24 protein-coding genes and 1 pseudogene are annotated in these 25,750 nt (G+C 58.4%); 9 read left to right on the forward strand and 16 right to left on the reverse strand.

The window, feature by feature from the left end; genetic code table 11:
• The 5 genes from RFN30_RS08020 to RFN30_RS08040 form a co-directional block, all read right to left on the reverse strand.
• A complete protein-coding gene (locus RFN30_RS08020; RefSeq protein WP_320261570.1) occupies positions 1-876 on the reverse strand; it encodes a dihydrodipicolinate synthase family protein in 876 nt (291 codons plus the stop codon).
• A 33-nt stretch (positions 877-909) separates the two neighbouring features.
• Positions 910-1,578: an amino acid ABC transporter permease gene (locus tag RFN30_RS08025; protein ID WP_320261571.1), complete on the reverse strand. Its 669-nt coding sequence runs from the start codon at positions 1,576-1,578 to the stop codon at positions 910-912.
• A gap of 9 nt (positions 1,579-1,587) precedes the next feature.
• Positions 1,588-2,256 carry an amino acid ABC transporter permease gene (locus RFN30_RS08030; RefSeq protein ID WP_320261572.1) on the reverse strand — a complete coding sequence of 223 codons (669 nt, stop codon included), beginning with the start codon at positions 2,254-2,256 and terminating at the stop codon, positions 1,588-1,590.
• 9 nt (positions 2,257-2,265) lie between these two features.
• A complete protein-coding gene (locus RFN30_RS08035; protein ID WP_320261573.1) occupies positions 2,266-3,042 on the reverse strand; it encodes an amino acid ABC transporter ATP-binding protein in 777 nt (258 codons plus the stop codon).
• A gap of 80 nt (positions 3,043-3,122) precedes the next feature.
• Positions 3,123-3,953: a substrate-binding periplasmic protein gene (locus RFN30_RS08040; protein ID WP_320261574.1), complete on the reverse strand. Its 831-nt coding sequence runs from the start codon at positions 3,951-3,953 to the stop codon at positions 3,123-3,125.
• A gap of 233 nt (positions 3,954-4,186) precedes the next feature.
• Between RFN30_RS08040 and RFN30_RS08045 the strand changes: the two genes are divergently transcribed.
• The 3 genes from RFN30_RS08045 (at position 4,187) to RFN30_RS08055 (ending at position 6,159) form a co-directional block, all read left to right on the forward strand.
• Positions 4,187-4,903 (forward strand): GntR family transcriptional regulator, encoded by a 717-nt coding sequence (locus RFN30_RS08045; RefSeq protein WP_320261575.1) that lies wholly within the window; start codon positions 4,187-4,189, stop codon positions 4,901-4,903.
• 472 nt (positions 4,904-5,375) lie between these two features.
• On the forward strand, positions 5,376-5,972 hold the full coding sequence (locus tag RFN30_RS08050) for a hypothetical protein (RefSeq protein WP_320261576.1): 597 nt from the start codon (positions 5,376-5,378) through the stop codon (positions 5,970-5,972).
• A gap of 1 nt (position 5,973) precedes the next feature.
• Positions 5,974-6,159, forward strand: a complete 186-nt coding sequence (locus RFN30_RS08055) for a hypothetical protein (protein WP_320261577.1) — start codon at positions 5,974-5,976, stop codon at positions 6,157-6,159.
• Between the two features lie 108 nt (positions 6,160-6,267).
• Here the strand turns inward: RFN30_RS08055 and RFN30_RS08060 are convergent, their stop codons facing one another.
• The 10 genes and pseudogenes from RFN30_RS08060 to RFN30_RS08105 form a co-directional block, all read right to left on the reverse strand.
• The gene (locus RFN30_RS08060) at positions 6,268-6,729 is read right to left on the reverse strand and encodes a hypothetical protein (protein ID WP_320261578.1); all 462 of its coding nucleotides are present in this window, start codon (positions 6,727-6,729) and stop codon (positions 6,268-6,270) included.
• Between the two features lie 506 nt (positions 6,730-7,235).
• Positions 7,236-7,373 (reverse strand): annotated as a pseudogene (locus RFN30_RS08065) (IS256 family transposase); the annotation flags it as partial.
• Between the two features lie 165 nt (positions 7,374-7,538).
• Entirely contained in the window at positions 7,539-8,795 is a 1,257-nt protein-coding gene (locus tag RFN30_RS08070; RefSeq protein WP_320261579.1) for a Wadjet anti-phage system protein JetD domain-containing protein, read from the reverse strand.
• Positions 8,792-12,226, reverse strand: a complete 3,435-nt coding sequence (locus RFN30_RS08075) for an SbcC/MukB-like Walker B domain-containing protein (RefSeq protein WP_320261580.1) — start codon at positions 12,224-12,226, stop codon at positions 8,792-8,794. Before RFN30_RS08075 ends, RFN30_RS08070 begins: the two co-directional genes overlap by 4 nt.
• The gene (locus tag RFN30_RS08080) at positions 12,223-12,873 is read right to left on the reverse strand and encodes a DUF4194 domain-containing protein (protein ID WP_320223448.1); all 651 of its coding nucleotides are present in this window, start codon (positions 12,871-12,873) and stop codon (positions 12,223-12,225) included. The genes RFN30_RS08075 and RFN30_RS08080 overlap by 4 nt, the downstream gene beginning before the upstream one ends.
• Positions 12,863-14,422, reverse strand: a complete 1,560-nt coding sequence (locus RFN30_RS08085) for a Wadjet anti-phage system protein JetA family protein (protein ID WP_320228519.1) — start codon at positions 14,420-14,422, stop codon at positions 12,863-12,865. The genes RFN30_RS08080 and RFN30_RS08085 overlap by 11 nt, the downstream gene beginning before the upstream one ends.
• 712 nt (positions 14,423-15,134) lie before the next feature.
• Complete coding sequence (hxsA, locus tag RFN30_RS08090; protein WP_320261581.1) at positions 15,135-15,689, reverse strand: His-Xaa-Ser repeat protein HxsA; 555 nt, start codon at positions 15,687-15,689, stop codon at positions 15,135-15,137.
• A complete protein-coding gene (hxsC, locus tag RFN30_RS08095) occupies positions 15,686-16,795 on the reverse strand; it encodes a His-Xaa-Ser system radical SAM maturase HxsC (protein WP_320261582.1) in 1,110 nt (369 codons plus the stop codon). Before hxsC ends, hxsA begins: the two co-directional genes overlap by 4 nt.
• Entirely contained in the window at positions 16,792-18,201 is a 1,410-nt protein-coding gene (gene hxsB, locus RFN30_RS08100; RefSeq protein ID WP_320261583.1) for a His-Xaa-Ser system radical SAM maturase HxsB, read from the reverse strand. The genes hxsC and hxsB overlap by 4 nt, the downstream gene beginning before the upstream one ends.
• Entirely contained in the window at positions 18,198-18,473 is a 276-nt protein-coding gene (locus RFN30_RS08105; RefSeq protein WP_320261584.1) for a hypothetical protein, read from the reverse strand. Before RFN30_RS08105 ends, hxsB begins: the two co-directional genes overlap by 4 nt.
• Positions 18,474-18,659: 186 nt before the next feature.
• On the opposite strand from RFN30_RS08105, the gene RFN30_RS08110 reads away from it, so the two are divergent.
• Positions 18,660-19,172 (forward strand): Ros/MucR family transcriptional regulator, encoded by a 513-nt coding sequence (locus tag RFN30_RS08110; protein WP_320223442.1) that lies wholly within the window; start codon positions 18,660-18,662, stop codon positions 19,170-19,172.
• A gap of 283 nt (positions 19,173-19,455) precedes the next feature.
• Here RFN30_RS08110 and RFN30_RS08115 read toward each other — a convergent pair whose 3' ends face one another.
• Positions 19,456-20,118, reverse strand: a complete 663-nt coding sequence (locus tag RFN30_RS08115; RefSeq protein ID WP_320261585.1) for a hypothetical protein — start codon at positions 20,116-20,118, stop codon at positions 19,456-19,458.
• Between the two features lie 1,497 nt (positions 20,119-21,615).
• On the opposite strand from RFN30_RS08115, the gene RFN30_RS08120 reads away from it, so the two are divergent.
• The 5 genes from RFN30_RS08120 to RFN30_RS08140 all read left to right on the forward strand — a co-directional run bounded on the left by RFN30_RS08120 (position 21,616) and on the right by RFN30_RS08140 (position 25,711).
• A complete protein-coding gene (locus RFN30_RS08120) occupies positions 21,616-23,346 on the forward strand; it encodes a phospholipase D-like domain-containing protein (protein WP_320261586.1) in 1,731 nt (576 codons plus the stop codon).
• A gap of 123 nt (positions 23,347-23,469) precedes the next feature.
• Positions 23,470-23,724: a hypothetical protein gene (locus tag RFN30_RS08125; RefSeq protein WP_320261587.1), complete on the forward strand. Its 255-nt coding sequence runs from the start codon at positions 23,470-23,472 to the stop codon at positions 23,722-23,724.
• Between the two features lie 43 nt (positions 23,725-23,767).
• Positions 23,768-24,064, forward strand: a complete 297-nt coding sequence (locus RFN30_RS08130) for a DUF2278 family protein (protein WP_320261588.1) — start codon at positions 23,768-23,770, stop codon at positions 24,062-24,064.
• 4 nt (positions 24,065-24,068) lie between these two features.
• Positions 24,069-24,614 carry a hypothetical protein gene (locus tag RFN30_RS08135; RefSeq protein ID WP_320261589.1) on the forward strand — a complete coding sequence of 182 codons (546 nt, stop codon included), beginning with the start codon at positions 24,069-24,071 and terminating at the stop codon, positions 24,612-24,614.
• Entirely contained in the window at positions 24,611-25,711 is a 1,101-nt protein-coding gene (locus RFN30_RS08140) for a hypothetical protein (RefSeq protein WP_320261590.1), read from the forward strand. The genes RFN30_RS08135 and RFN30_RS08140 overlap by 4 nt, the downstream gene beginning before the upstream one ends.
• Positions 25,712-25,750: the final 39 nt, after the last annotated feature.

Raw genomic sequence — 25,750 nt, forward strand, 5'->3', positions numbered from 1 at the left:
TCAACCCAGGACGGGAGCCATCGCGTTTGCGAAGGCTACCTTTTCTTCCTCGTTCAATGGCAGCAGCGGTCCGCGACCATTACCGACCGGGGTTCCTGTCAACTCACAACCATACTTCACCTTTTGCACGAACTTCCCGCTCTCCAGGCTCGACATGGCTCCGTAGATCACCTGCATCTTGTCGCGAGCACCGATCCAGTCACCGGATTCGATCGTTTTCACGAGGTCCACACAGGCCTTAGCCATGCAATTCGCGGGCCCGCAAATCCATGAGGTCGCGCCCCAGAGATAGAAGTCGAGCGTCTGGTCGTCCGAACCGTTGGTGACCTGGTAGCGGTCGCCAAAGCGCGAGCGGATGTCGATGGCGCGCAGCAAGTTGCCGCTGGACTCCTTGATGCCGATAATGCGCGGCTCGTCGACGAATGCGTCCAGCACCTCAAGCCCTACTTCGACGCCCACCTTGGGCGGATAATTGTAGACGACGATTTCAACGTCTACGGCATCCAGCACCGCGCGATAGTGCGAGATGAGCTCGTTCGGCGCCGGCGTTGCATAGTATGGCGCCGAAAGCAGCACGGTGCCGTAGCCAAGCGCGCGCGCGCGTCTGGTGTGCTCGATTACTTCCCAGGTTGACCCAGCATTCGTTCCGGCAATCAGAAGTTCGTCCTTGTTGGCGAACTCGGCCACGAACTTCAGGACTGAAGCACGCTCGTCCGCCGTCATTGCGTTGTATTCGCCTGTCGAGCCGCAAGGCACCCAACCCGATACTCCGTCGGCGCGCAGCTTGGTCAGAAGCTTCTCGAACGCCTTGAAATCGATCTTTCCTGCGGCATCAAATGGCGTAACCAGGGCCGGCATCACACCTTTTAGCTTCATAATCTTCTCCTTTGTCTTTGTGGATCGCGCGGTTCAGACCGCTAGTTTCTGGAGGATGCGCCTCTCGATAACAGTCACCGCCCTGGTCAGTGGAAACGCGATGACAAAGTAGATCAGAGCGACGACCGTCAGGACCTCGACCGGACGCGCCGTGTTGTTGGAAATGTTCGAGCCGATGAACATCAGGTCGGCCATGCCAACCGCCGACACGAGTGCGCTTTCCTTGAAGAGGCTCACGCAATTCGACAGCAAGGTGGGGATGGCGCGCAGCAAGGCCTGGGGAAGCACGACGCTCGTGATCTGCGTCCACCGTGACAAGCCGAGTGCCACGCAAGCATCGTACTGCTCCCGTCCGATCGATTTAAGGGACGCCCGGAATGTCTCGCTGGTGATTGCCCCCATATAGAGCGTGAGAGCGATGACCCCGGACGCGAAATTCGAGAGTTCGATGCCGAGCAGCAACGGCAGGCAGAAGAAAATCCAGAAAAGCTGAATCAGGACCGGAGTGCCTCGGAAGAACTCGACATAGACGCTCGACAAATTGCGAAGCAGAAGATTTGTGGATGTCCTCGCCAGCCCGACCGCAAAGCCGATTGCGCAGCCCAGGACGATGCAGATCAAAGTGAGTTCCAGCGTAGTGAGAAGGCCCTGCAAAAGCGCGTCGCGGAACCGCAGGACGACGGTGAAATCGAGAGAGTCCATGGCCACTTCCTACCCGGCAACCGCCAAGCGGCGACGCTCGAGATAATCGACGAGCTGGGTCACCGGGAACGAGACGGCGAAATAAATCAGCGCAGCCACGGAGAAGGTCTCGATTGGACGATATGTTTGGGTCGCGAGAGATTTCGCCTGATACATCAGGTCCTGGACAGCCACGATCGCGACGAGCGCGCTCTGCTGGAAGATCACGATGCCGTTGGTCAGCAAAACGGGGATAGAGGCACGAAAGGCAGTCGGCAGGACGATGTAGAGGATACGCTGAACAGGGCTCAGTCCAAGCGCGATGCCGGCGTCGAGCTGTTCGCGTGGAACTGCCTGGATGGAAGCACGGTAGGCTTCGGCGTTGAACGCGGCGAGGTTGAACCCCAGCGCCAATATGCCCATGGTGATGGAGCCCAGGAACACGTTGAACAGCATCGGCACGCAGTAAAAGAACCAGATGATCTGAACGAGCGCAGGCGTGCAGCGGAAAAACTCCACGAAAAGGGTCACGGGCAGCCGCACCAGACGCCAGGGGCTCATCAAGAGCAACGCCAGCACAAAGCCCAGGGTGAGGCCGATTGCATTCGCGGCTAGCGTAAGCTGGAGAGTCACCGCGAGACCGTCGAAAAGTGGACCAAGATTGCGCGTGACGGACTGGAAATCGAAACTGTAATTCATCGCGCCGCCTCATTGCCGAATGTGGAAGACGCGGTCGATGAAGTCCCGGGTTCTCTCCTCCTTCGGAGAGCCGAGCACCTGCTCGGGCGGACCGTCCTCGACGATCACGCCCCCCGCACAGAACAACACCCGTGAGGCGATGTTTTTGGCAAACCACATGTCGTGCGTGACAATCATCATCGGCATGTCTTGTTTTGCGAGTTGAAGAATGACCTGCTCGACCTCGCCGACGAGTTCCGGATCAAGGGCCGAAGTCACCTCGTCGAAAAGCATCAGCGTGGGATCAAGCATGAGCGCGCGAGCAATGGCGACACGCTGCTTCTGGCCCCCCGACAGCTGGGAGGGATAGGCGGTCAGTTTTTCGCCAAGACCGAACCGGGTAAGCAGCGCGGCCGCTCTTTCGGATGCCTTGGCCTTCTTCTCGCGGCGGACCTTGCACGGGGCAAGGATCAGGTTTTGCATCACGTTCAAATGAGGAAACAGCGTGTAGTGCTGGAAGACCATCCCGATCGAGCGTCGCACCGCGATGTCGATAACGGTGCGCGCCGGGGTCGCACCCGCCCGAATGTATGGCTTGCCGGCGAGAGTGACCGATCCACCGTTGAGGGTTTCCAAGCCCATCATGACCCTGAGCAGCGTGCTTTTGCCGCCGCCGCTGGGACCGATCACAACCAGCCTCTCGCCCGGCTTCATGGTCAGATCGATGCCCTTGAGAACTTTGAGGGCTCCATAGCTCTTTTGGAGCCCGCTCACGCTGACAAGTGGAGCAGCCGGCTGATCGCGCATGGCGGACACCCTGATTTTGTTCGGGTTTCGTGAATAGCAATGAGGGCCGGACAATCACGTCGCGGCCCTCTTGGCGAAGCCTATTTCGCGCCCTTGAGCACTTCGTCGTTTGCTTTCTTGATCAGTTCGTCCACCTGGCCCGTCGCGACCCTCTCTTCGAGGAAGATGTTGACAACGTCCACATCGGAGAACGACAGGCTGTGCGGCAGGCCGAAGGCAACGCCTTGCTTGGCCAGCGCCGGCGTCGGATTCAGCGCGACAGCCCAATCCGGATTGGCCTGCGTGAACAGCGCGTTCGTATCTGAAGCATCCACGAGGATGTCAGCACGGTGCGATTTCAACGCCAGGCGAGTCTCGTCGTTTCCTGGAAGCCGTAGCACTTGAGCCTGCTTGATCGCCGCAGAGATAGCCTTGTCCTGCGCAGTACCGGACATGACTGCCAGCGTGATGCCGGGCTTGTCTATATCGGCGACCGACTTGGCGTCCGCAGCGATCTTGGAGTTGCTCTTATTGTAGACCAACGAGATCTGGTATTCCATCGCGGGAATGGAGAAGTTCACGGCCATGGCACGCGGCGGCGTGCGATTGAGCGCCAACGAGAGGTCCCACTTCCCCGCCTGAAGTCCGGCGACGATGTTGTCCCAGGTTGTGTCGACGAACTGAGGCTTGACCTTAAGGACGTCGGCGAACTCGCGGCAGAGATCGGCAAAGAACCCCGAATACTCGCCAGTTGCCGGATCGCGCATGACGTAAGGAGGCGCCACGGCAGCCCCGCATCGCAGCACGCCCGCCTTTTGAATGGCCTCCCAATATCCCTCGGCTGATTGAGCACGGACCGTGGTCGAGATCGTCGCGGCAATCGCAACCGCCGACAGCACCTTCAGGCTGGCGGCAAGAAATCTAGGCAGCATTGAAAGTCTCCTCTCCTCGAGCGCCCTCAGGCGCCTTTTACGCGCAAGTCGGCTTTGGCCGATCGTTTTTGTGTCGGCAGCGTGCCGACATGATTTATATTGTCGGCACCATGCCGACATGTCAACGGAAAAGTACAACGTGTCGACACGCCACAAGATTTGAGGCAATATGAATCGCGGCGCATGTCGAGCCGGCGCACAAGGCGCGTGCCCTAATGCATCAGGAGAGCGAGATGGACGCGGGAACGGAGCCAAAAAGGACTAAGGGGACGGGTTGGAAAAGCGTCTACGACACGCTTCGCGGGGAAATCCTATCGCTGGAGCTTCAACCGGGTACGCTCCTGGACGAGACGACGCTGTCGGAGCGGTTCGACATGTCGCGCTCACCCGTGCGCGAAGCGCTCATCCGGCTCGCGGGCGAAGAGCTTGTGGTGACGCTGGCGAACAGAAGCACCATTGTCGCCCCTATCGAGATCGCAACCTTTCCGAAATACGTCGAGGCGCTCGACGTCGCGCAGCGGATGAACACTCGTCTCGCGGCTGAGCTTCGCACTGAAGGTGACCTCAAGAACATCGCTCGCCGCGAGCGCGAGTTCGAGGCAGCAGTCAAATCCGGCAATCATCTGGCCATGTCCGAAACCAACAAACAGTTTCACATGGCTATCGCGCATGCCGGCCGGAATCCCTACTTAGCCTCCTTCTACGAACGATTGCTCGATCAAGGTAGGCGTATGCTCCATTTGCATTTTGAGTTCCTGGAGCGAACCCACGATGGATATCTGCTTACCGATGAGCACCATCTCATGTTCAACGCAATCAAAGCGAAGGACGTGGAGCAGGCAGACATTCTGGCGCACGCCCACACGCGCCAGTTCCAGGCCAACTTCATCAACTTCATGCGCGAGAACTATACGACCGATGTCACTCTTGGGCCTCTTGCGTCCAGGTGAACAGCCGAGATCAGGCGCAAAGCGGTCACTCGCGGCTGTGTAACAAACTGCGTAACAGGCGAAGGGAAAAGAGAAATGTTTTCAATGGCATAATGCGAGAATCGAAAGACGCTCGGTCCGCCAAAGCAATCACCGGAAGGGCAGATCCGACGCGCCCGGATACTCCAAGGAGCGTCTTAGCTTGCCGCGATTCGCTTCTTGGCCAAGACACAACCGAACGGTTGCGGCTTTTGTAGCCACCATCATTGATGGCTGGATGAGGCCGAAACCTGCCCTTCCGCTTTCCAAGGCAATGCCCATCGAGTGGCCCCTGTGGAGAGATTCGGCTTGCCTGCTGACTTAACAAGCACACACGAAATGGCCTTGATTTAAAGCTAATTGTCTGCAGCTTAGTGGACGCGATGCGAATGAGAACCCAAGGTGCTCTGCTATGCATGGTAGTCGACCTCAACCGGGACGACCTTCTGACGCCTTGTCAGTTACGCCGGTACTGGACGCGACCGATTTTTTTGCTTTCAGTAAGAGATTGGCATCCGACCGGACTGACCTAAACCGGAAGCTGAGACTGCTTGCTTCCAAATATAAAGCTTTTGTTAAGGGCCCGCTAGAACCCACCATCGCCGAACAACACAATCACATGTTCGGACTGTCGATTGCTGACCTCCCAGTTCACAGGTCGCGCTCTGGCCTTATTATCACTGAGATACTTCTCGGCACGCTGATGTTAGACATCGATAAAGCGAAAATGGAGTCAGCAGTAAGCAAAATCGCTTGCATCAGTTCTTGGGCCGACCTCGTTTTCAAAGAGTGGAAGATGGCACCTCCCGGCGCAGGCGTGGGCCCTGGTCGTTGGTGGGTACTACCCGTATTGTACGAATTCATCGGGCACCCGACCTCCACAGTCCGCAGTGTCGTTATCGGTCTTGAAGCCATGGGCATGGTCGAGAGTAAAAAAGCCCATGGTCGTCCGAATGCCAAAACTCGGGCCAAGGCGGTCCGTATAACCCGCCGCGGCGAAGACCTCTTTCGACAATTGGAAGCGCCTTTTAGTTCTGCCGAGGAGTGCTGAAATGTCGATGATTTTTTATCGTGCTCTCTTCGTGACGGCAATTTTCAATCAGTGCTTCGGAGCTTCCTGTCTGATTGAGAAGCGTGTCTCCCTTGCTATTGCGGTTTCAGCGGCGAAAATTCAAGTCGCAGGGCTTGAGCAAGAGTCAAAGAAGCAACTAGATAAAAACAAAGATCTTTTGACTTGAAAGCACGAACCTCAGTCCGTGCTTCGGTTGTTTGGAGTACGATTACGCTGAACCACTTGGTGTAGAACCCAAGGTGGGGTCAGTTGCCAGTTTCGTTAGAGAAATGGCCTAAAACGTCGAGGACCCCGAAATTTCGACTTCCCATTCTCCCGACGGATGCCCCCAAGGAGCTTCTTTGTTCGTTGTAACACTGATTTCCGTCACACCGCCGAAGCCAGGGTTCGCATACTTGAACCAGCGCTCGTTCCCGTGACCGCCCGGAACGGGTGATGGGCAAAACACGTGATAGTCCTTTCTCCCTACAACCTGCCCCCCCGACATGAACGCGACATGCATTACAACCCACATTGGTCTCCATGGTCGGCCATTGCTAACTTTAGCCGTAAGGGTGCCGCTGTTATTTAACCAGACGTCTACAAATTGATTTCTGTCGTCATTAAAAAAGCCGTGGATACCGCTGGTATCGGCGGCATACGCTTGAAAAGGATCTAGAAAAACGGCTACCGCGGCGCCCGCTATGGCAGCAAACAGGGTCCTTCGCGTCGCGCCCTCGAGAAGCTTGTTGGTCATGTGGATACCTCGTGATGGCTGCTTATTGAGTCCTACGACGTTGGTGTCGCAATCCCAGCCCATCTGTTAACTCGTAACGAGCAAGCTCCAATCTACATGCTCGTTAAGTTTGAACGATTAGCCGCTGTCCCGTCCGGAGGCCGTATGTTGCAAAGTCACACCATGGCCTGGGAGAGGACATCGCTTTTCGGCCCGCAGGACCCAGTGCAAAAAGGGGCGCATGATCCGCGACGTATGCGAGGCCGTTGTCATGGAATCTGAAGCCAAATGAACGCTAGTTGGGCGATCACGATTCGCGGTTCGCTAGCGGCAGCGTCCGCTTCGGAAAATTTCAAAATTGGCGAACGGGTGCCCGTTTCGATTGAGTTTTTGACTGAAGAAGAGAGATGCTCGGGCACACCGAAGCCGTTCTCGAGGTTCTCGGACTTTGGCGAGCAACTTTCTGACAATCAGATTCAGCTGCCACAGCAGGTCTACTGCTTCAGTCCTCTGACGTCGGACATCACGACCGCTTCGTCCATCTCCGCCTCGAGCACCTCCGGTATCACCGCACGGATCACTTCACGCAAGCCATCCGGGCTCGACAACAGAATGTCTTTGACCGCTGCGCTGGCTGTCTTATATTTACTTTCAGTCTTGGTCATGGTGGCGTTCCTTCCAGGGAATCGGTGACGTTGAACATCACCAGCCTGCCATGACCGCCCCCTCTCAGCGAATTTGCAGAACTCTCAGAACACTACCAGGTCCTGCGAGTTCGGCGAGGAAGCGGTAGGCGGCCGACTGCCGCCTACGACAGCATAAACCACGCGTCATTCCCGTTCACTGCAAGGGATCCGGGCGGGGCATCGGCACCTTCTGCTCCCCGGAGCAAGAGTCTCCGTGATCGGGCTTCTGGGATCGAACTCCTCCTGCTCGTGCACGAGACCACTCGCGGTCAGGAAGTCCGCCAAGTCGGCGATCGCGCTCGCGTGCCTGTCGCTGACAGGACCGGCCAGGCCCGGTACGGGTTTCCCGAACCGCCGGAGCAGTTCAGTGTCCATCATATGGGGGCTCAGCGGAATTCCGACGCCAGCAAGATGTCTTTCGAGATGCTGAAATATGCGGAGGCCTCCAGCGTCCATATCTCCCCAGTGAAACGTCGGCATCTGCGCCTGGGCCGCCAGCCCTGTGATCGTCGCGAGCGTCGGTCGCGAGGGAAAGCCACCGGAATAAATGACGAGAGCCCGCTCGGATCGCGCGACCTCTCGGATGTGCCGGACGAATGAGGTGAAATTCTCGATCGTCAGCACGTAGTCAGGCTTCGTCAGGAGACCGATCCCGCCAGCGCAGTCGGTGGGTACTCCGACATAAGGCATCGTCGGAAAGGGTCGCCCGTTTAGCGATACGTCACCATGCAGCAGGATTGGTTGCGGCAAGCGACTGATACCGGCGCTGGCAAGCAGTTCCTCAGGATTGAGAAGAGTCTGCTCCTCCATGTCGCCGAAGATCTTCCTCATTGCCGCGGCGACTTGCCGGACATTCTTCTCCAGCGACTTACTGTCGCCGACCGTCAGCCGCGAGAATGTCCGGAAGTCCTGCTCCCCCTGCGGATCGCCCGACATGCGACCGCGGACTGCGATGGCGAGGTCGATCACGTCTGCAAGCGTTCGCCCTTCCCCCTTCCGGATTCCGATGTGGGACACGCCCCGCGACCAGGCTGCGACGACGTCGTCGATCAAGCTGGTGGCGCCGGCGGGCAGCCCCGGCTGCGACCGCAGTTCTGAAACAGCTTGGTACGCTAGTTCGCCAGCCGGTCGCCGTTCGACCTTTCGGTAGAGGACTCCGGCATCCTTCAGCCTTGCGCTGGTTACCCGACGCTCCGTCTTCGGGCCGGTTCGGATCAGCTCGATCCCGCCCGCCCGCTCTAGCGCCGTGAGTTCCTCATCGAAGGTGTCTCGCAAGTCCATGTTGGCGAAGCCGTCATCGTCGATCGCGGCGATCAGGTTTCGCGCGGCGGGATTGCGTTCATGTCGCGCGAGCAGATTGTCAATGAGGGAAATGATGGTCGAAAACCCGCGTCGGCTCATTCGGCGGCACTCGCTTTGAGGCCGAGACGCTCCGCAAGGTCTTCGTCCGTCGCGTGCTGTGGATTGGCAGCGCGCATCTCCTCGCGGACACGGTCCTTGATTCGGATGGATTCGGCGAGGGACACATCGCCGCTGCGGAATACGTCGATTATATAGTCCAGGTTCTCGTAGACGACCGCGCGTTTCTCGGTGGGCGCGGCGATGACGACCTGAAGGCCGATCGCGCGGTAAAAGTCGAGCAGTGTCCGCTGGTTGGGGCCATCCATCTTGCTGAATGCCTCATCGAACACGGCAAGACCCATTCCGAGATTGTTTGGAGCGTTCGCCTGGCGGACGCCGTGGTAGGCGCTGGCAAGAGCCGCTCCGATGACGACGTAGAAAGGCACTTGACGTTCAGCACCGCTGGCCACGCCACGTCGTCGGTCGAAGCTCGTTGTCCGCCCGGTTGCGATATCGCGCATCCTGAGATCGTAGGTGAAATAGCTGCGGTAGTCCTGAAAGACCGTAAAGTCGAAGGACTCGTCAGCGAGGAGCTGTTCTATCTGCCTGAGCGCCCGCGCGTGCCGCTCGTCGCGAGGCTCGGCCCGGCCGAACAGAGCATCTAGCACGCGCTCGTCGGCCTCGCTGTCCTTAGCGAGATGATAAAGGTCGTCGAACTCCGGTTTAACGAGCTCCGCCAGGCGATAGATCTCGCCGTGAAGGGGGCGTGTACGGAGCGCTGCCGACAGCTTCTCCATCTCCGAATGAAGTTGCCCGAAGCGGCTGTTCAGCTCATGAATGAAGGTTGTCTTGAAAAGACGTGAAACCCGATCCGCCGCCTCGTCCGCTTGCTCGCGGTACCGGATGAGCTCGTTATCTTCCAGCATCGCAATGCCGTCCGACACCCATGGCTTCACAGTGCCGATGATCGGTACGTCCGCATAGCCCTCGAGCGCGTCGGGGAAGTCGATCGCATACCTCCCAAGAGATGTCCTGATCTCGTGACCGAGTTCCCGATACCCCTGCTTCGCTTCGTCCGCAGCCTTCTGCATGTCAGAAGCAATCCTGGCCGGATTTTTAGCCGGATGCGCTCTATATCGCTCGCGGAGCGATTGTATTTGTGCTGTGGAGGTCACGACACTGCGGAACTGCCGGCGGCGAAGGGCAAGACATAGACAAGAACCGACGCTTTGGTCGCCGGCGCCTAGCCTCGCCTTGACCTGCTCGATCTGCGTTTTGAGCGTCTCGCGGCTACCGATCAGTTCATCGCGATTTAAGTTGAGGCTCTTCAATAAGGCCTGCGACCGCGTTTCGGCGTCGAGTAGTTCGGGATCGACGTGGGCCGATATCCGATCCAGCCTGTGCCGCGCGTCGATGCGCCTGTCGGCAAGATCCCCCAGCGCGAATGCAAGCGCCTCCAACCTGTCCTTTTCGGCGACCAGCCTGCTGCAATCCTCGAGCCGCCGGATCGCATCCTCGAAGAAGCGCTTCTTCTCGAGATGAATCCTCAGAAGCTGCGAGCGCTGTTCGATCCGCTCTCGCAGCGTGGCCTCCATCAGCGGCGCCGCAGCCCGGCCAATCTTGAGGCCGTCCGGCCGGCGCATCTCGGTGATTAGGCCGTCGTAATAAGCTCCGTCAGCCATGATGGCGCGACCACCGGACAGAAGTTCGTCCTGGCTCTGCGCAAGCCGGACATTGCCTATCCTGAAGACAACGAACGCCATGGCCAGCCTGTCGTCACTGTGGATCATCGAGGCCAACGTGCCGCCTTCAGGAACGGTGGTCCTTGACTGGAGCTTGCGGGTGTTGGCTACGCGGCATCCCGGATAGGCGTCGCGTCCATGCCGCAGGATCTCGGTGGCAAGGTAGGCATGTTCCGGATCGACAATAATGGCTTCGCGGTCGCGGGTTAGCAGCGCCTCAAGCGCATTGCGCCACCGTTCGTCTACGACGTCGGCGACCTCACACAGTGTGCGCGGCGTCATGCCCTCGCGGCGCAGGGCCTCCATAAGTTTCGAGGTCGCTGCGCTAAGGGTGATCTGTCCCTGCCTGGCACTAGCAAGTTGTTTGCTATCCTCGGCTGCCTCGGCCTCAAGCTGCTTGACCCAGACGATGGCCTCATCTCGCTGATCGGTCGCCTTTTCCATCCGGGCGATCGCCGCTTCGGAGACCGCTTCCAGCAGATCGTCCATCTTCGCCGGATCGCGTGGCCAATCGGGCGGCGCGAGCCCGCGGCTGGCCTCCTCGACGCGCTCGAGCGCGCGGAACAATTCGCCCGGGTTTATGACGCTCAGCTTGTCGCGCAACTCCAGGAGTTGGATCGCGCGCGCCGCGCTGAGGTGTCGAGCCAGCAGACGTTCCATGATGCCGGCATGGTCCCGCTCCAGCCCCTTGATCTCCTGCTCGACGATGGCGCGCTGCCCCTGCGCGCCGGTCGCGGCAAGCTGTCGCCGGACGGATGCGAGCGCCTCGTTTTCGTGCTCTATCTCCTCCTCCACCCGCGCGAACTCCTCCATGACTGCATGAAGTTCGTGCGACTTCGACCTTTGTTCACTGATATTCGCCAACAGCCGGGAGAATCCTTCGACCAGCATGGCGGTCTTCTCGATCGCGCGGCAGGTGAGCTCCTCGGCGAGAAGCCGGTCGAACTCCTCCACTTGAGCGCGAATCGCGCGAAGCGCCTCCAGCCTTCTGTTGAGATCGGCGATCGTCTTCTGGATCTCGCGGTAGCGGCGGATGGAGTCGCGCAGCTCGGCAATGTCGATCGGCTTGGGTTCGAGTAGGTAGCGATGCACGAACTGCTCGACAGACGAGATGTCCGTGAAGGAGAGCGCGGCCACGAAAGTGCGGACGAACCGCTCGGGATCCGACGTGCGACGACCCGTGAACAGCGCACGCATGTATTCGCGGATGAACGTCTTAGCGTCGTCCAGCGTGAGGAGCTGACCACCCGCTTCGCCGCAGGCCTGGTCGAGCCGCCGGCGGACGACGGGCCACGCGGTCGGCCGGGACGCATCTTCGCTGGTATCCAGCAGCATCGAGCTATCGACGCCAATACCCTCGGCGACAAAGCGCCCCGCAACCTCCGTCTGCTGGCCGCGTGCGGCCTCGATGGACAGCCCGATACTCACCGGCTTCCGTCGCCTCTCCGGATCCTCGAAGACAAGCGCGATGTGGCTCCTCGCCTGGGGTCTGAGGAACGTATCTTCGTTGAGCTGGCCGAGGCAGTACCCTCCTAGCGTGCGGTCCGAGCGGCCGCCGCTCTCGCCCGCCGAACGGTTGAACCGGTATAGACGGGACGAACCGCCCGCCATGATCGCCTGTATCAGATCGATGATCGTGGACTTGCCGGATCGGTTCTGTCCGAGGATGGCCGCATCGCCGGCAAGATCGAGGTCGGCCTGCACCATCATGTGCCAGTTCACGAGGACGATACGCCGCAGTTCCATCATGCCTGGCCTCCCGCCGTGGCCTCATCGTCCGCATCGGGCCTCGAGGCGACCGGACGCGACAGGATCTGCTCGAGCGACGCAACGAAGTCGTCGCCGGCGACGCTCGTGACGAGCGCGCGAATGTCGAGATCCATATCCTGCGCGTCTACGTCGAACTCATCGAGGCGAACGATCGCCTTGCGTTCGAGCATCCGGAGCACGTCGCGGAACTCGTTCGGCGCAAGCGCCGCACGCCGGGTGCCGGCGACTATGCCCTGATAGGCCGCATACGCCTCGTTGAGGGTCGTGCGGACAGTTCCGTTGGTGTAGATTTCGCCGAGTTGGAGCGCCTCTTCCCATAGCCGTCGCATGACGAGTAGGGCGATCGTCTCATCGATGCGCATCCGCGGCAGCGACGTGCGCTCCGGATCGGGCAGGATCCCAGCCCAGCCTTCGGTCTCCCGATGGACGAGACGGTAGCCGGCGACGTCAAAGTAAGCCGAGACGAGTTTCGCGAGTTCCGGACGGTGCAGCGTTTCGAGCAGCGTCGCGGCCCCACGGTCCTCCACGTGGGCGAACTGGTTCCGCATCAGATGTGCGATGAGCTGCGTGACCCGCAGGAAGCCGCGGGGGTTCGAGCTTTCGAGGGCGTTGAACTCAAGCAGCATACCCGACCTCGAGGGTGATGCTGTCGTCGAGGCGCTTCACGTGAAAGCCGCCGCAATCCAGCCACTCGTTCGACACTGTCTCACCGCAGGCTACGAGTTCGAATCGGCCTTCGAGCGCCTTCGCGAGCCGCGAGTCCGCGTCGGCACCGAGGCCGCCGGCGACCATCAATCGGATGGCTTCGAAAGCCAGGAAATCATCGACGGTTTCGATCCTCATGGAGGCCGCTGTGGTCTCGCCAAAGGGCGGTACCCGTCGTTCGAGGAAACGGCTGACCTTTGCCGGCGAGACAGTCAGGCGATCCAAGTACTCCCGCTCGAGATGACGCCTAAACTCGCGTATCGGATCGGGCGGCGGAAGGGCCAGGTCGGCGTCGGCGATTTCCGGCCGGGCACCGCGCGGCTTCGCGAGAAGCTCGGGCGCGACAACGGTCATGCGAGGCTCAATCAATCCTCGCACCGTAAGATCGTCAACGCCCCGCGAAAGAGCGTCGTCGAGACTCTGGATCACGTGCTCGCTGCGCTGAAGGAAATTGGTCCGGCGCCCCGCATATCGGACCACGTTGCGCAGTCGCGTTTCGAGCCTGGACCGATGCTGCTGGATCGCCTCGAAGGATTCCTCGATCCGCTCGAACACGCGGCGGATTCGGAACAGGTCCTCTTGTACGAGGTCGCGCGCCGCTTGCCCATCGGGAACGAGCCGGGCTTCAAGATACGCGTCGGCAACCGCTGCCAAGTCAATCTCGGAATCTTCCAACTCGTCGAGGGAGGTGAGAATAGTTCGCCGATGTCGATATGGATGCGCCGTGGTCGAGATGGACGTGTAGTCGCGCAGGAGCACCCGCTCGACGAAGTCCTCGAAATAGTGCCGCAGCCGCTCGGCAAGCGTCTCCGAGGAAAGCACTTGCCGATCAACTTCCCGCAGGGCCGCGAGCACGCTTCTTAGGTACCGTCCGAAACGCGCCGAGTCTTGGGCGGCCTTGTTGAGGCCGAGAGCGTTCTCGGCCGGCTTCTCGCGCACCGCACGGATCGCGTTCCTCACCTCCACCACCAGGCCGCCGAGTTGCTCGGCCCCGCCATCCTTCAGGGAGCACAGGAATTCGGCGAGACGCATCGCGCCGGACGGCATCTCCACGGTTGTCTTGAGGCCATAGCTCGCCTCGTCCAGCCAGCCCGTCTGCAGCATCCGGTTGTAGATGTGCCGGGACCGGCTGATCGCGGTCCCGGTGGCCTGATCGTCTACACCTGCGACGCGTCGACGCCTGACTCGTCGGCCGGTCCGCGTGACGAGGCGGTCGAGATCGACGGCGGCTTCGTCCTCGGCCCAAAGGCCGGGCTCCCGCGTAATGCAGTTGTAAATCACGCCGACTACCTCCGCCTCCGTCGGGAATAGAAGGTCGGACCGGTAAAGGTCGTCGTAGACGGCGAGGATCGCACGCTCATAGAGCAGCCGGTTGCCGCCAGAGAACACCGTAAAGATGTCCGGGCCGAGTTGACCGAAAATTTGCGGACGCGAAGCATCCGACACTGAAGATACTACGGAACTTGCCAAGATTCCCCCCCAATGAGGAAATTGGCGGGAGCTGGTCTGAAGGTCAAGCGATTAAGGACGACGCCTGCCCTGTTAGGCACCGAAAGATAGCTCAACCGGCTTCGGACAACATATTTCTAAGCGGCTCCTTTACGTGAGCGCCCACCCAAGGCTTTTTATGGGGAGCTTTGGTTGCCCCTAACGTCACTGCCGGGATAAACTTCTCAGAGAGATTTGACTGCCAGCCGCTCGTTTGGTTTGCGCCAGAAGTCTCGCAAAGACCTTAACAGCTCTTTGCGCCAAACCTCCTTCAAGATTTCTTGATCTGGCGAGGGTTTATTCGCTCGCGTCTAAGAAATCATATCCAAAATTTCAGGTATTTTTAAAAAGATCGACTGTTTGGATCACGTTCGATATCAGAGAGAACGTCCCCGCTAGCAGAGCCATCAGTTCTAATGATAATTCATACATCCATACAAGCTAACAGATTGCCCGAAATGACGCAACAATTAGCGGCGATCGCTGCTTCGGCCGCCCTCCTACTAAACGAAATTCAAAAATAGCTCAGTTGCGACGGCCGCTTTGCGCCTGACTATGGTCGTTTGCTGTCTGCGCGGCCGATCCCGAATGCGGTCGTTCGTTCCCCCGGGAGAGCTTCTACTCCTGCCACGACCGTGAGGGCAAATGCCCGGGTTATTCAAGTTGTCGGCAATTTCCTTGGCCGGCTGAGCGCTCAACGCGCCTCGATCCTCAGTGCGGTCAGCGTTTCGGGGGTAATGGTGCCGGTTACCTTTAGCCCGTAGTCTGTCTGCATACGCTGAAGCCCTGCCCTCACTTCGGGATTCATCTCGCCGTCTATCTCCCCACTGTAGTAGCCGAACGCGAGCAAAGCGAACTCGACTTGTTGCACGATTTCCTTGAATCGGTAAGCGTTGCCTGGAAGCGTCTTAAGCGGTGTGGGCGCAGGCGCGACAGCGGGCGCCTGGTAGGTCGGTGCCGGCGCCGCTGGCGCACTGTAGAGCGGGGCGGGATCGCTGGGTGCCGGCGGGATGTAGGTGTAACCGCCCGTCGACGACCGATGGCTCGAATGCGAGACGTGACTGCTGTGCGAGCTGTGGCTGCTATGTCCGGCCAAGGTGTATATGTGGTCAAGCTTGAAGATATCGAACAGCGATCTTCTCTTGCCGAGGTCGCCATCCAATGTTGGCTTGATTAGATAAGCCTGTGCATTGACCGGCAGGAACCCCGCCGCGAGCAGAGATGGAATCGCGAAAAGCCGCTTCTTCATTGGAGAGCTCCGAACTTGGTGTATCCGTGATTGCGCGGATGCCACTCGAAAAATCCGCCGCACTGCGGCTTCAAAGCGCATCCGTAGCATTCTTCCCGATACGCACGTTTCCAGTCGGAGATCGTGGCGGGCGCCAGATGGTGGTATGGTTCCGGTACGGTGCAAAGCGGGAAATTATAAAGCCGGGCGTTGATGCCGCGGGTTCTGACGAAATCGATGGATTGTCCGACTACGTCGAAGCCGTCTGAACTGTCGTAGAACAGGATTTTCCAATTCATGCGGCCAAAGCCGATGTTCTCCATCTGCATGAGTGCCCATATCCGAATGAACGGAAGAGCAGTCGCAATAAATCTTGCCAGCTGAGGCAGCCCATAAGCATTCGGGCGCATCAAAACGGTGCGAAGTTCGATCGACGCACCGAGGCGGCATAGGAGAGCGAGGTTCTCCATGAGCTGCGTGTGCGCGCCTGTCTTGCCAACGATCTCGTCGTGTACGGCCGGGTCGCTCGAATACAGGGGAATCCCCCAAAGCACCCTACCCTGATCGATACGGTTCATCGGCCCCCAATCGTCCTGATCGAAATGCTGGCCATTCGTCAGCACATGGAAAGAAAGATCCGGGCGTGCCTCAAGCACCTTCTCCAGAAACCCGAAGAGTTGGGCCTTGAAAAGCGTTGGCTCCCCGCCGGAAATGCCGATCGTTGCGCCTTCCGGAGCAAGCAACGCCGCAGCCTCGAAATATGGGAACAGGTCCACATGGTGCTGCTTAGGGGGCTGCGAGCACATCAGGCAAACCTGGTCACATCGCTCGGTCACCAGAAAGGTGTTGTGCTGCGAGGAGCTGCGGATGAGGCGATCCGCGGTTCCGCGCCTGGGATTAACCAACAACACGTCCCCGTCTATCTTGGAAGGATCAATCCCCAGGACTCGGATCGAGCCGCCCTCGCCTACGTAGTCAGCTCCTTCCGAGCTGACGCGCTCCAAGGTCACGTCGAAGGGGTTCAATTGCTCAGCCCTTTGCTGCCAGGCCCCCGCTTCAAACGAGCGCATACGCACGACAAAGGGCCGATCAGCGTTTGCCTCGACCTTGATGCGCAGTGGAATCATGAATGCACCGGGGCCATGCTGTCGTCCCACGTATTCACGCCGAGCCACGCGGCTACCGAGGCACGGGCCGGCGCGTCCTTGCGGTAGAGCACCTCGAACACTTTGTCGAAGAGTGACAAATGCCGGCCGCAGAACCACGTGTCGGGCCTGGGAAGGTCGATCCGGCCGTAGCGGGAAATGTCATCGATGACGTCGGTGCCGCAGAACGGCTGATAGGCGCAATGGATGCAATCCGGATCGAAGTGATTGAATGCTCCGGAATCGAGAAGGTTGACCGTTGCCCGGTCGATCCCCGTCCTGACGTCGCCAATGCTTAGATCTATGCGGCCGATCCTGGACAGCATCCGGGCTTCGTCTGTCGGATAGAAGCGGCCGTCATGATCTATGACTATATAGTCGGAGGCGAAGAAGTTGGGGTTGCGTATGTCCACGTGATTGTCGGCATCCAAGCGGAGCACACGCTTCAGGCACTGGCTGAAATAGTACTCCTCCATGAAGCGGCCGGTCCGGTGATTGCGAGCGATCAACAGGTCGATGAATTCGGAATGGAGACGATTCCAGCGCGCCAGCACGTTGTTGCCCTGATCGAGCTTCCGGGCAAATCCCTGGTGGTTTATCGGGCGCAGGTAGACGGATCGAATTCCGTATCGCTCATAGTTGTCGAGAAGTCCTTCAAGGTCGGGCGGGTTGGCAATGTCGACCGTCGGCAGCGTCGAAATCTTCCCCTCGGGATAGCGAGAAACAGCTGTCTCGAGGTTTCGGAAAAAAGTGTCAGTAACCTTGTTGTCGTGGGTGCGCTGACGCTCATGTGTCATCCGATCTCCATCCAGCGAGGTGCTGATGAGGGTGTCTTCGGCGTCCAGGAAAGCCCATGCGCGTGCGTCCAACGTTTGCAGGTTCGTGCAGACGATGAACTGCGGTCGCGCAAATTTTTCCCGGCAAAAGTTCCGAACAGCTTCAAGCAGGTCGATCCGCAGCAAGGGCTCGCCACCCTGAAATTCGATCTTGATGTCCGGGCCTTGCAAGCCGTCGACGAAGGAAAGGACGCCTTCGAGGGTTTCGTGTGACCAGTCGAAGCCACCGGCATTCTCAGGCGCGCGCGAGACTTGGCAGTAGCCGCAGGTGAGATTGCACCTGAGCGTCGGAACCAGAATGACGTAGTTCATTTCTTGCGGTTTGGACTGCCGCCGCGCCCACCTGTAGGCGAACGATGTCCAGTGAACATCCAGCTCTCGGTCGAAGCCATGACCTCCTTCTTTGAGGAACGCCAGATCGGCGGCAGACAGCTCGTCGGCGGCATACCGGTCCAGAAAGCCGTGATCGGCTTTGAAGAAACCGCCAGCGTCGTCGCAAAAGAGCATCGAACCGTCCGACGTCTCGCGAAACTTCAGCGGCCAGAAGTTCATCGGCCAGTTACCGCCCTAAAGAGCGCCTGACGCATCGACAGAGTTTCCGCATAGATTTTCTCGCGGTAGAGGGTATGGAGAACAGCCCTGCGAAGCTGATCCTCGGCAAGACTGCCCGACGAACCTATGGATATCGCGCCGTCAATCGTTGCGAGACGGCAGGTAGGATAGAGAGATTGGAGCCGAAGCATCGCCGAATCGACGTATTTGTCGAACTGTGGTGGAACCTGCACCACGACTTCGAATTGAGCAGCGTTCGGTAATTTTGTCATAGCCCACCCCCCAGCGCGATAATGCGCGGTGAGGTCCGAACAATCAATGAGATATTTGGCTTGGCATTAACGGAATCCACGACGTTCAGAGGATTTCGTCATTGAGAAAGCGATCTCGACAATGTACCTGCACAGACTGCACAAATGGGGGTGTGCTGTAACTGATGGACCTCAAAGGGAAGCACCATGACCGAATCCGCTGAGCAGCAAGACAACAGCGATCTGATAGCACTCGCCGCCGACATAGTTTCCGCATACGTGTCTAACAATCCGGTACCGGTGCCGGAACTCCCGAAGCTGATCGGGGATATTTACGCTGCCTTACAGTGGGTTGGTACGTCTGAGACGGAGACCGCCACTAAGCAGGAGCCGGCGATTTCGATAAAGAGGTCGGTGACACCGGATTATATCGTCTGCCTTGAGGACGGAAAGAAATTCAAGTCGCTGCGGCGCCATCTGAATGTCCACTACAATTTCACGCCGGATGACTATAGGCAGAAATGGAAATTACCTGCCGATTATCCAATGGTGGCACCCAACTACGCTGCCGCCCGCTCTGCACTGGCGAAAGCAGCCGGTCTTGGCCGAAAGCCGTCAGAGCCGATCGCAGAGCCCAAGCAGAAGCGGGCAACTCGTACCGCCGCCGCGACAACCAAGTCAGCGGTAGCAAAGTCGCGAGCAAAAAAATCGCGAACGTAGCGGTTGCCCTCTGATCGAGACTAATGTCGAGCTTCTCTGCGGCCGCGTCGCCGAGCACCCGGCTGCAGGGTGCGCTTGCCTCGTTTTTGTGGCCAGCTATCTGGCTCTATCTAATATAACGGGCAGCGCACAAATGGCGACGCCTGGAGTAGCCGTGGATGCAGCCGGGCGTTCTCGCCCGTGGCGACGCTGTAAACTCATCGCCGCCCGGCTGGGTCGCGCCCAGACGACCCTGAGCGCTGCGCAGTTCGCTTTTCCATGGATGAACAGCGCCCAGCCGCGGCTATTCTTGTCCGCAGATTGGATCCGATTTCTGCTTGTAGACGGGATTCCAGTGCAAATTGATAGTGCAATGGTAGTTATATTCAGCATGGTCCCTTAACAAGCCAGTTCGTCTCCTTTCCTCTGACGGCTTAATATCGGTGACGTCATGTGGTTTGTCGCCCAGGCTGCGACTGTTGAGAACTGCGTTGATAAAATCGGTGCAATACGCCTCGGGATTATAACCGCCTCCGCGCCAGCCGGTGGCCCCAGTCAGTTTTGCTTCATCTTCCCAGTGATCAAGCCCAAAAGCCTGATTCGAACATACCTTCCAGTGCGGCGCCTTGGTGCAGACTTGATTGATGGCGAGTGTTGCCATCTGCGTCCCGCATTGACGTACGTTGATGAGCTCGCCAGCCAACTGTTCCTGAAGGACGTTTTCGAAGTCGTTCGTTTGAATATCGACTCCCACATCCCCGCCGAGTTGCCCAAGTGCCTTTGCGATCAGTCCCTTGGCGGCAGCTGTCAAATCGCCTTTGCCCGTGATCAGGGTGGACTTTCCCGTTTGCTTGACTTCACCGCAAATGCGCTCTGCAAAATCACCCGCCTCCGCAAGGCATTGTGCTTCGGCCAAACAAGGACAAGTGATCGCTATAAATGTAGTCAATACCGTTAGCCGGTTCATCGCCCAACCCCTCCACCGGAGTTGAATATCCCGAATGCCTATTACTGTATCATGACACTTCAAGCTATGAACCGCAGCCGCGCTTTCGATGCAAATAGTCCCCACGGCAGCTTCGATGCCTTCTGCGCGTTTGAAACCCCAGAACCCAGCCGTGGAAGGCTTACAGGCAACAGTGTCGGCGAGCATCAGGATTGCCCTGAGCGGCGGCCGGAATCTCAGTATTTGGTGCGAGCCACCTGTTAAGCTCGGCCGGGGCGAATACCGACCAAAAATCTTCTTCAGACACACAGCGTCCCCGAGGACAAGTTGGGGCCGAGAACCAAAGGAGGGTATGTCATCCGGTTCATGATCAAAGCGATCTCTTCACGAGCCAAGCGCGGAACAAGCGAGTCAATGCGATGGAAATCATAGATGGGAAGGATGGATCGGGGCTCCCCGATCAAAATGCCAATCCTCAGGCCGATTTCTCCAATAATTCGCTGTTGGTTGCGGTATACTGATTGTGTGTCATGGCAAAGCAAAGCTACTTTGCGCCCTGCTCGACTTGCAGCGTTGGCTGCCCAGCGTGCGAGCTCTGCTCCGCCCGTAAGATCAAAGATCCGGTCTTCGATGCACAGCAGCTTCGCTGACGTGCACAACAGAACCGACCTTAGGCTCTGGTTCAGAAATATCGTTGGGCTTGCAGGTTTTGAGCTCAACGCACCGCTTTTTCTATACGTACTTTGCGTGTCCTTTCGCTCCACAGCCGAGCGGCGCACGAGCAAAGCTTGCGCGCCGGTTTGGCAGTCAGGCCAATCATCCGCGCCGCACGTCGCTGGTTCCCATAGGAATGCGCATCTGCGGCCGAGAAGCTGAAGACCGCGGCCGAACAGCGCCACGGGGTCGCGATCGTCGCGCGGGTTGGGCTCACATTCAACGTGCACAAAGATCACATCGAAATGCGCTGCCTGCGTTCGAGCTCCGATCGGCGGATTGCTTGGTGACAACCCTTATCTAGCTGGTTGGTGGCGAGACCATCGCTCTTTGCTGCTCTCGGTTGCTCCGAGCTCGCGTGGATCGGCTGAATTCGTCCGGACAACGTCTACCCTGAACCCAAAGTCCCGAGCAAGATGACAGCTGTCGGCATTGAGCCGGCTCATCATTCCTTTGCTGTTCGGCTCAACCAACTGAGCAGTTTGTCCAGCGATTATAAGTTGAATGCAATCGAATAGTTATTATGTACATTGACTCAAAGTAAGCTCAATAATACGGTTCCATCGCTTTGGTACGAACGTAGCAAGAGCTGCTTCGATTGCATCTTGCTCGAATAGAGTTGTATAGCATAATGCTTTATTTAGAGGGAGCGCTTGCTGAAGTCAGGCGGACGGCTTGGTTTCCCAATAAGCATGCGCAATTATAGTTAGCCGACTTGAAAATTACCGCCGACCAAACAGTTTGCTGCGTTGTCACAATGTCGTGAATGTTTGCTAGGCAAAATCATCAGCGGGGAGAGGGGCAATGAGCATAGAGCTGATCGTTCATCCTGGTGTCGACAGCGCGCTGTTGGCGTGGCGCAGCCCGTTCATCGATCAGTGCAGAGGCTTTGCGCTGCGCCGGAAAATCAAACGTGCGCCTGGAAGCGCTCATAGTCCAAACACGGTAGCGCCCGCTGACTCCGACGGTTTCGTTGAGGAAATCGTAGCAAGCTGGGTCGGATTTGCCGGAGGACCTGAGGTTCCCGAAGGAACGCGCAAACCCACAACGGAGTGGCCAATTCAGAAGTATCTTTGGGCCGATTTTGCTGTGAACCCAGGCGACGTCGTTGGCTATCGTGTGTCAGCAATGATCGGACAGGCTGACAAGTTACAGGAATCCAAGGAATTTGTTTCCGCCTGGAGCGAGAATGCAGAGATCGGCGCCGAAACCGACGGGCGCGCAAGCTGCTTCTTCAACCGCGGCATCGTTGCCAGCCAATGGCTCGCCCGGGCCTTGCCTGAGCAAGCACCGACGACGAAGCTAAAGAAGGCAATTGCGGATCCCCACGACCAGATTCGCCGCTTCCTGGCCGGGCCGATCCGCGACAAGCTTGTATCGCTGCTTCAGTCCGCCAAAGCAGGCAAAGCGCACGTCTACGCCGCCCTCTTCGAACTTGACGACCCGGAGCTCATCCCCCTCCTTCAGGACCTCAAAAAGCGGGCCCACATCGTGCTCGGCAACGGAAGCGTGAAGAAAAAAGGCGAGGATGAAAACGAAGCGGCGCGATCGGCTCTGTCGGGTTGCGACGTCAGAAACCGCATGAGCGCTCCCCGTGCGCTCGCGCACAATAAGTTCCTGGTCATCTGCGATGCCGACAAGACGCCTCAGTCAGTGTGGACCGGCAGCACGAACTGGACCATGACCGGCCTTTGCACGCAGGCAAACAATGCCCTGCTGATCGAAAATCCAGCGGTCGCCCAATTCTATTTCGACCAATGGAAAGTACTCGCCGGAGATGGCGATGAGTCGCCCACTTCGCTCTACGAGAGCAATTCAAAGCCGCGAACAACACCGAAGTCGAAGGGAGCCACCGTCTGGTTCACACCAATGCACGACGGATCCGATCTTGAACAGGGCGGAGAGCTGATCAAGTCAGCCCGGCAAGGTATCCTTTTTGCGATGTTCAACCCTGGCCCGAGAGGCACCCTCCTCAACGACATCATTGAGCTTGCCTCTCCTTCGAGCCCGTCGTTCAAACCGGACCTCTACATTCAGGGAGTGCTTAATCAGAATCCGGGCACAGCCAAGAACCCCGTCGTGCTGTTCAATCGCGGCGAGCGGATCGATGCAAATTCCGATGTAGTGCTGCCCGCCGAGATACCCGGTCGCTTTGCCTACTGGGCGAAAGAGACCCTGAAGCTCCCGACAGCCCATGCCATGGTGCACAGTAAGGTGATCGTGATCGATCCCTACGGCGACAACTCGGTCGTGATTACCGGCTCCCACAACCTTGGGCCAAAGGCAAGCGGCGTGAACGACGAAAACATGGTGATCGTCACGGGTAACAGCGCCTTGGCAAGTCAGTATGCCGGCAAGATCATGGAGATCTACGCCCAATACCGTTGGCGGCAGTCTGTACAGCAGCAGAACGGCAAGCCGAAATGGACTGGCCTTGCCGATAACGGCGACTGGCAAATCAAGTCACCGGCAGGACCGTACGACCAGCGGCGCATCCGGGAACTCGACTTCTGGTTTGGGGCTCCCCCAACCTAGCTTGAGCCCTTGGCACCATTTCGCCTGAAGGCGACCTGCAGCCTGCAAATGGCTCCCTAGCGGCCTAGTAGCCCGAAGTGAGGCCACCTTGGCGCCGCATTCAAAAGAAAGAGCATCCGTCCCATGTCCCTCAGCTACGGTTTCGTGAAAGCAAAAATTAACGGCGCGCCGGTTCTCAAGGCAAAGCCCCTCAGTCACGAAACTCAGTATCATTTGCATGTGCCCCTGAATGTTGCCGGGGCGGCGTGGGACGTTGCGATAGTCCAGGCGCTCCAGGCGACGCAAGCGGGCCGGTGTGATTTAATCGACAAGAACGCGCTTCCGGCGCTGGACTTCACGCGGTCCGACGTTCTGGCGGAAACCGGCCGTGGCGCCTGAGCGATCCGATGGACGGGAGCCTGCATCCCGAGCCGGTAGCATCGTGAGCCGCCTCTTGCAGCAAGCAGGTCAAGCTGCGTGGGATGTCTATGTGTTCGGGCGGTTCTACTCAGAGGGCGCCGGCATCCATGACACCCATATGAACCAGGGATCGACGGGAAAGCAGTTCGCCTACCGCGAAGGGACGATCACAACGACCAATGACATCTGGCAAGATGGCGCTGTCTTTTTCGCAAGTTCGGACGACCGGTGGACTGCCTACTTCTCCGCCTTTGAACATCAATTGGTGCCGACCGACCTGCTCGGAAATCCGACTCCGGAACGCAAACCTGTGGGGTAGAAGCATGGTTGACAAACTGATCATGATCATCCGGCATGCGGAAAAGCCCCTTCCTGGCAACCCGGCACTCGGCGTCGACGAATTCGGCCAGGAGGATGACAAGTCGCTGACGGTTCGTGGCTGGCAACGTGCCGGCGCGCTGGCCAGCCTGTTCTTTTCTCCGCCGGCATCACTACGGGTTCCGAAGGCGATCGTGGCCTCTGGCGTTATCAAAAAGGATGGGACAGGCAGTCGAAGCCGGCGGCCGCTTCAGACGGTCACGCCGCTTGCGCAACGCCTGCTGATCGAGCCGGATACACGCAACTCAAAGGGGCAGGAGAGCGAGGCAGCTGAGGATATCATCAAGCAGTCTGCCCCCGTTCTTGTCTGCTGGCAGCACGAATCGATACCTGCCCTAGCGCGCTCGATCGTCGGGTCCGCTCAAATCACACCCGATGGCTGGGATGACGAAGACTACTCCAGCATATGGTTGCTCAGTCTGTCGGACGAGAGCCAGAAGTGGTCCTTTGAAGCGGCCCAAGAGTTTCTTCTTCCGGGAGATCATCCATGACGAAGGAAGCTCACCCAAAGCCGGCGGAGCCAGATCCCGCAGGCACGAAAAGCTGTCCCAAGTGCGGCAGCACAATTCCCCAGCTTGCCGTGGTTTGTCCTGTCTGCAGATCCGACATCGGCGAGAAGACGGCCGGAGAAATACGCCGGGATCGACTTCTAAAGGTCGCCGTGTTTTTGAAAGACTGGATCAGTTTCCCAGCTGCAGCCTTCACGGCAATCGCGGCTTTCATACTGGCCGCTGAAACCAATGTTTTGCAGATACTTAGGCTGGATACAGCCAGCGTAACCATGCAATTTTTGCGACAGGATTTGATCAACGTGGGGGCTGACGACACGTCGGCATCGCGCCAAGGCGACGAGATCTTCGTTCATGTGCCGTTTCTGCGTTCCGTTCTTGTGAACGAAGGAGCATCCGTCGCCACCGTGCGACCTGAGTTTATGTGCTCCCAGATGGACAGCAATTCCAAGACAATTACCGGACATTTCTATTTCATAGACATCCAGACTCAGAAGAAGGTTCTGGACGACATTGAGGTCGATCCGAAGAAGCCTTCATTTGTAAACGTGGCGCTGCGGGATATGGGGTCGAAGGATGACGGTTACGGCGCCACGAAAGAGCCAAATACTTGCATGCTGAATTACTCAGACAAGTACGGAGCCAAGATCGCAACGATAGCGTACACTGCTGGCGACACCTCTCCGATGGAGATAGGCGGGGTCGACGACACTAGAGTGGCCAGAAGGGATATGTACTGTGCCGGCATGGCGAAAGGTTTGAGCCTGGGAGGAGAGCCCATAGACTGCCTCAGCGACAGAAACCTGATCGCAATCGAACCGGTCTACCTGTGGGAGCATGCACTGGAACGTGCTCTTAAGCAGTCGGGTGAGTTCCGGCAGTTTACGCAAGGAACTGCGACGCGCATTCCTGGGCTCATTCTACAGGACTGCGCTGAGGGAAGTTGCGAGCAGAATGTCCAGGAGATGACGAATGCGCTCCGTCATTTCACGCCGAATGTGACGGTTTGGCTGTGCCCACCAGCAAAGACGGAATTGAGCAGATGTACGAAAACCGAATTTCCCGTTGCTGCGCCCTAACGAGATGCGCGTAGCGAAGCGTGCGAATTTCATCGGGTC

Origin of the sequence: Mesorhizobium dulcispinae (assembly GCF_033977345.1) — a bacterium.
Lineage (GTDB): Bacteria > Pseudomonadota > Alphaproteobacteria > Rhizobiales > Rhizobiaceae > Mesorhizobium > Mesorhizobium dulcispinae.

Excerpts from the sequence above, each read along its gene's own strand:
- RFN30_RS08055 (WP_320261577.1), top strand. The coding sequence starts at position 5,974 with ATGTCGATGATTTTTTATCGTGCTCTCTTCGTGACGGCAATTTTCAAT.
- RFN30_RS08125 (WP_320261587.1), top strand. The coding sequence starts at position 23,470 with ATGTCCCTCAGCTACGGTTTCGTGAAAGCAAAAATTAACGGCGCGCCG.
- RFN30_RS08030 (WP_320261572.1), bottom strand. The coding sequence starts at position 2,256 with ATGAATTACAGTTTCGATTTCCAGTCCGTCACGCGCAATCTTGGTCCA.
- RFN30_RS08045 (WP_320261575.1), top strand. The coding sequence starts at position 4,187 with ATGGACGCGGGAACGGAGCCAAAAAGGACTAAGGGGACGGGTTGGAAA.
- RFN30_RS08040 (WP_320261574.1), bottom strand. The coding sequence starts at position 3,953 with ATGCTGCCTAGATTTCTTGCCGCCAGCCTGAAGGTGCTGTCGGCGGTT.
- RFN30_RS08025 (WP_320261571.1), bottom strand. The coding sequence starts at position 1,578 with ATGGACTCTCTCGATTTCACCGTCGTCCTGCGGTTCCGCGACGCGCTT.
- RFN30_RS08020 (WP_320261570.1), bottom strand. The coding sequence starts at position 876 with ATGAAGCTAAAAGGTGTGATGCCGGCCCTGGTTACGCCATTTGATGCC.
- RFN30_RS08070 (WP_320261579.1), bottom strand. The coding sequence starts at position 8,795 with ATGAGCCGACGCGGGTTTTCGACCATCATTTCCCTCATTGACAATCTG.
- RFN30_RS08140 (WP_320261590.1), top strand. The coding sequence starts at position 24,611 with ATGACGAAGGAAGCTCACCCAAAGCCGGCGGAGCCAGATCCCGCAGGC.
- RFN30_RS08075 (WP_320261580.1), bottom strand. The coding sequence starts at position 12,226 with ATGATGGAACTGCGGCGTATCGTCCTCGTGAACTGGCACATGATGGTG.
- hxsA (WP_320261581.1), bottom strand. The coding sequence starts at position 15,689 with ATGAAGAAGCGGCTTTTCGCGATTCCATCTCTGCTCGCGGCGGGGTTC.
- RFN30_RS08110 (WP_320223442.1), top strand. The coding sequence starts at position 18,660 with ATGACCGAATCCGCTGAGCAGCAAGACAACAGCGATCTGATAGCACTC.
- RFN30_RS08105 (WP_320261584.1), bottom strand. The coding sequence starts at position 18,473 with ATGACAAAATTACCGAACGCTGCTCAATTCGAAGTCGTGGTGCAGGTT.
- hxsB (WP_320261583.1), bottom strand. The coding sequence starts at position 18,201 with ATGAACTTCTGGCCGCTGAAGTTTCGCGAGACGTCGGACGGTTCGATG.
- RFN30_RS08060 (WP_320261578.1), bottom strand. The coding sequence starts at position 6,729 with ATGACCAACAAGCTTCTCGAGGGCGCGACGCGAAGGACCCTGTTTGCT.
- RFN30_RS08080 (WP_320223448.1), bottom strand. The coding sequence starts at position 12,873 with ATGCTGCTTGAGTTCAACGCCCTCGAAAGCTCGAACCCCCGCGGCTTC.
- RFN30_RS08035 (WP_320261573.1), bottom strand. The coding sequence starts at position 3,042 with ATGCGCGATCAGCCGGCTGCTCCACTTGTCAGCGTGAGCGGGCTCCAA.
- hxsC (WP_320261582.1), bottom strand. The coding sequence starts at position 16,795 with ATGATTCCACTGCGCATCAAGGTCGAGGCAAACGCTGATCGGCCCTTT.
- RFN30_RS08120 (WP_320261586.1), top strand. The coding sequence starts at position 21,616 with ATGAGCATAGAGCTGATCGTTCATCCTGGTGTCGACAGCGCGCTGTTG.
- RFN30_RS08115 (WP_320261585.1), bottom strand. The coding sequence starts at position 20,118 with ATGAACCGGCTAACGGTATTGACTACATTTATAGCGATCACTTGTCCT.
- RFN30_RS08135 (WP_320261589.1), top strand. The coding sequence starts at position 24,069 with ATGGTTGACAAACTGATCATGATCATCCGGCATGCGGAAAAGCCCCTT.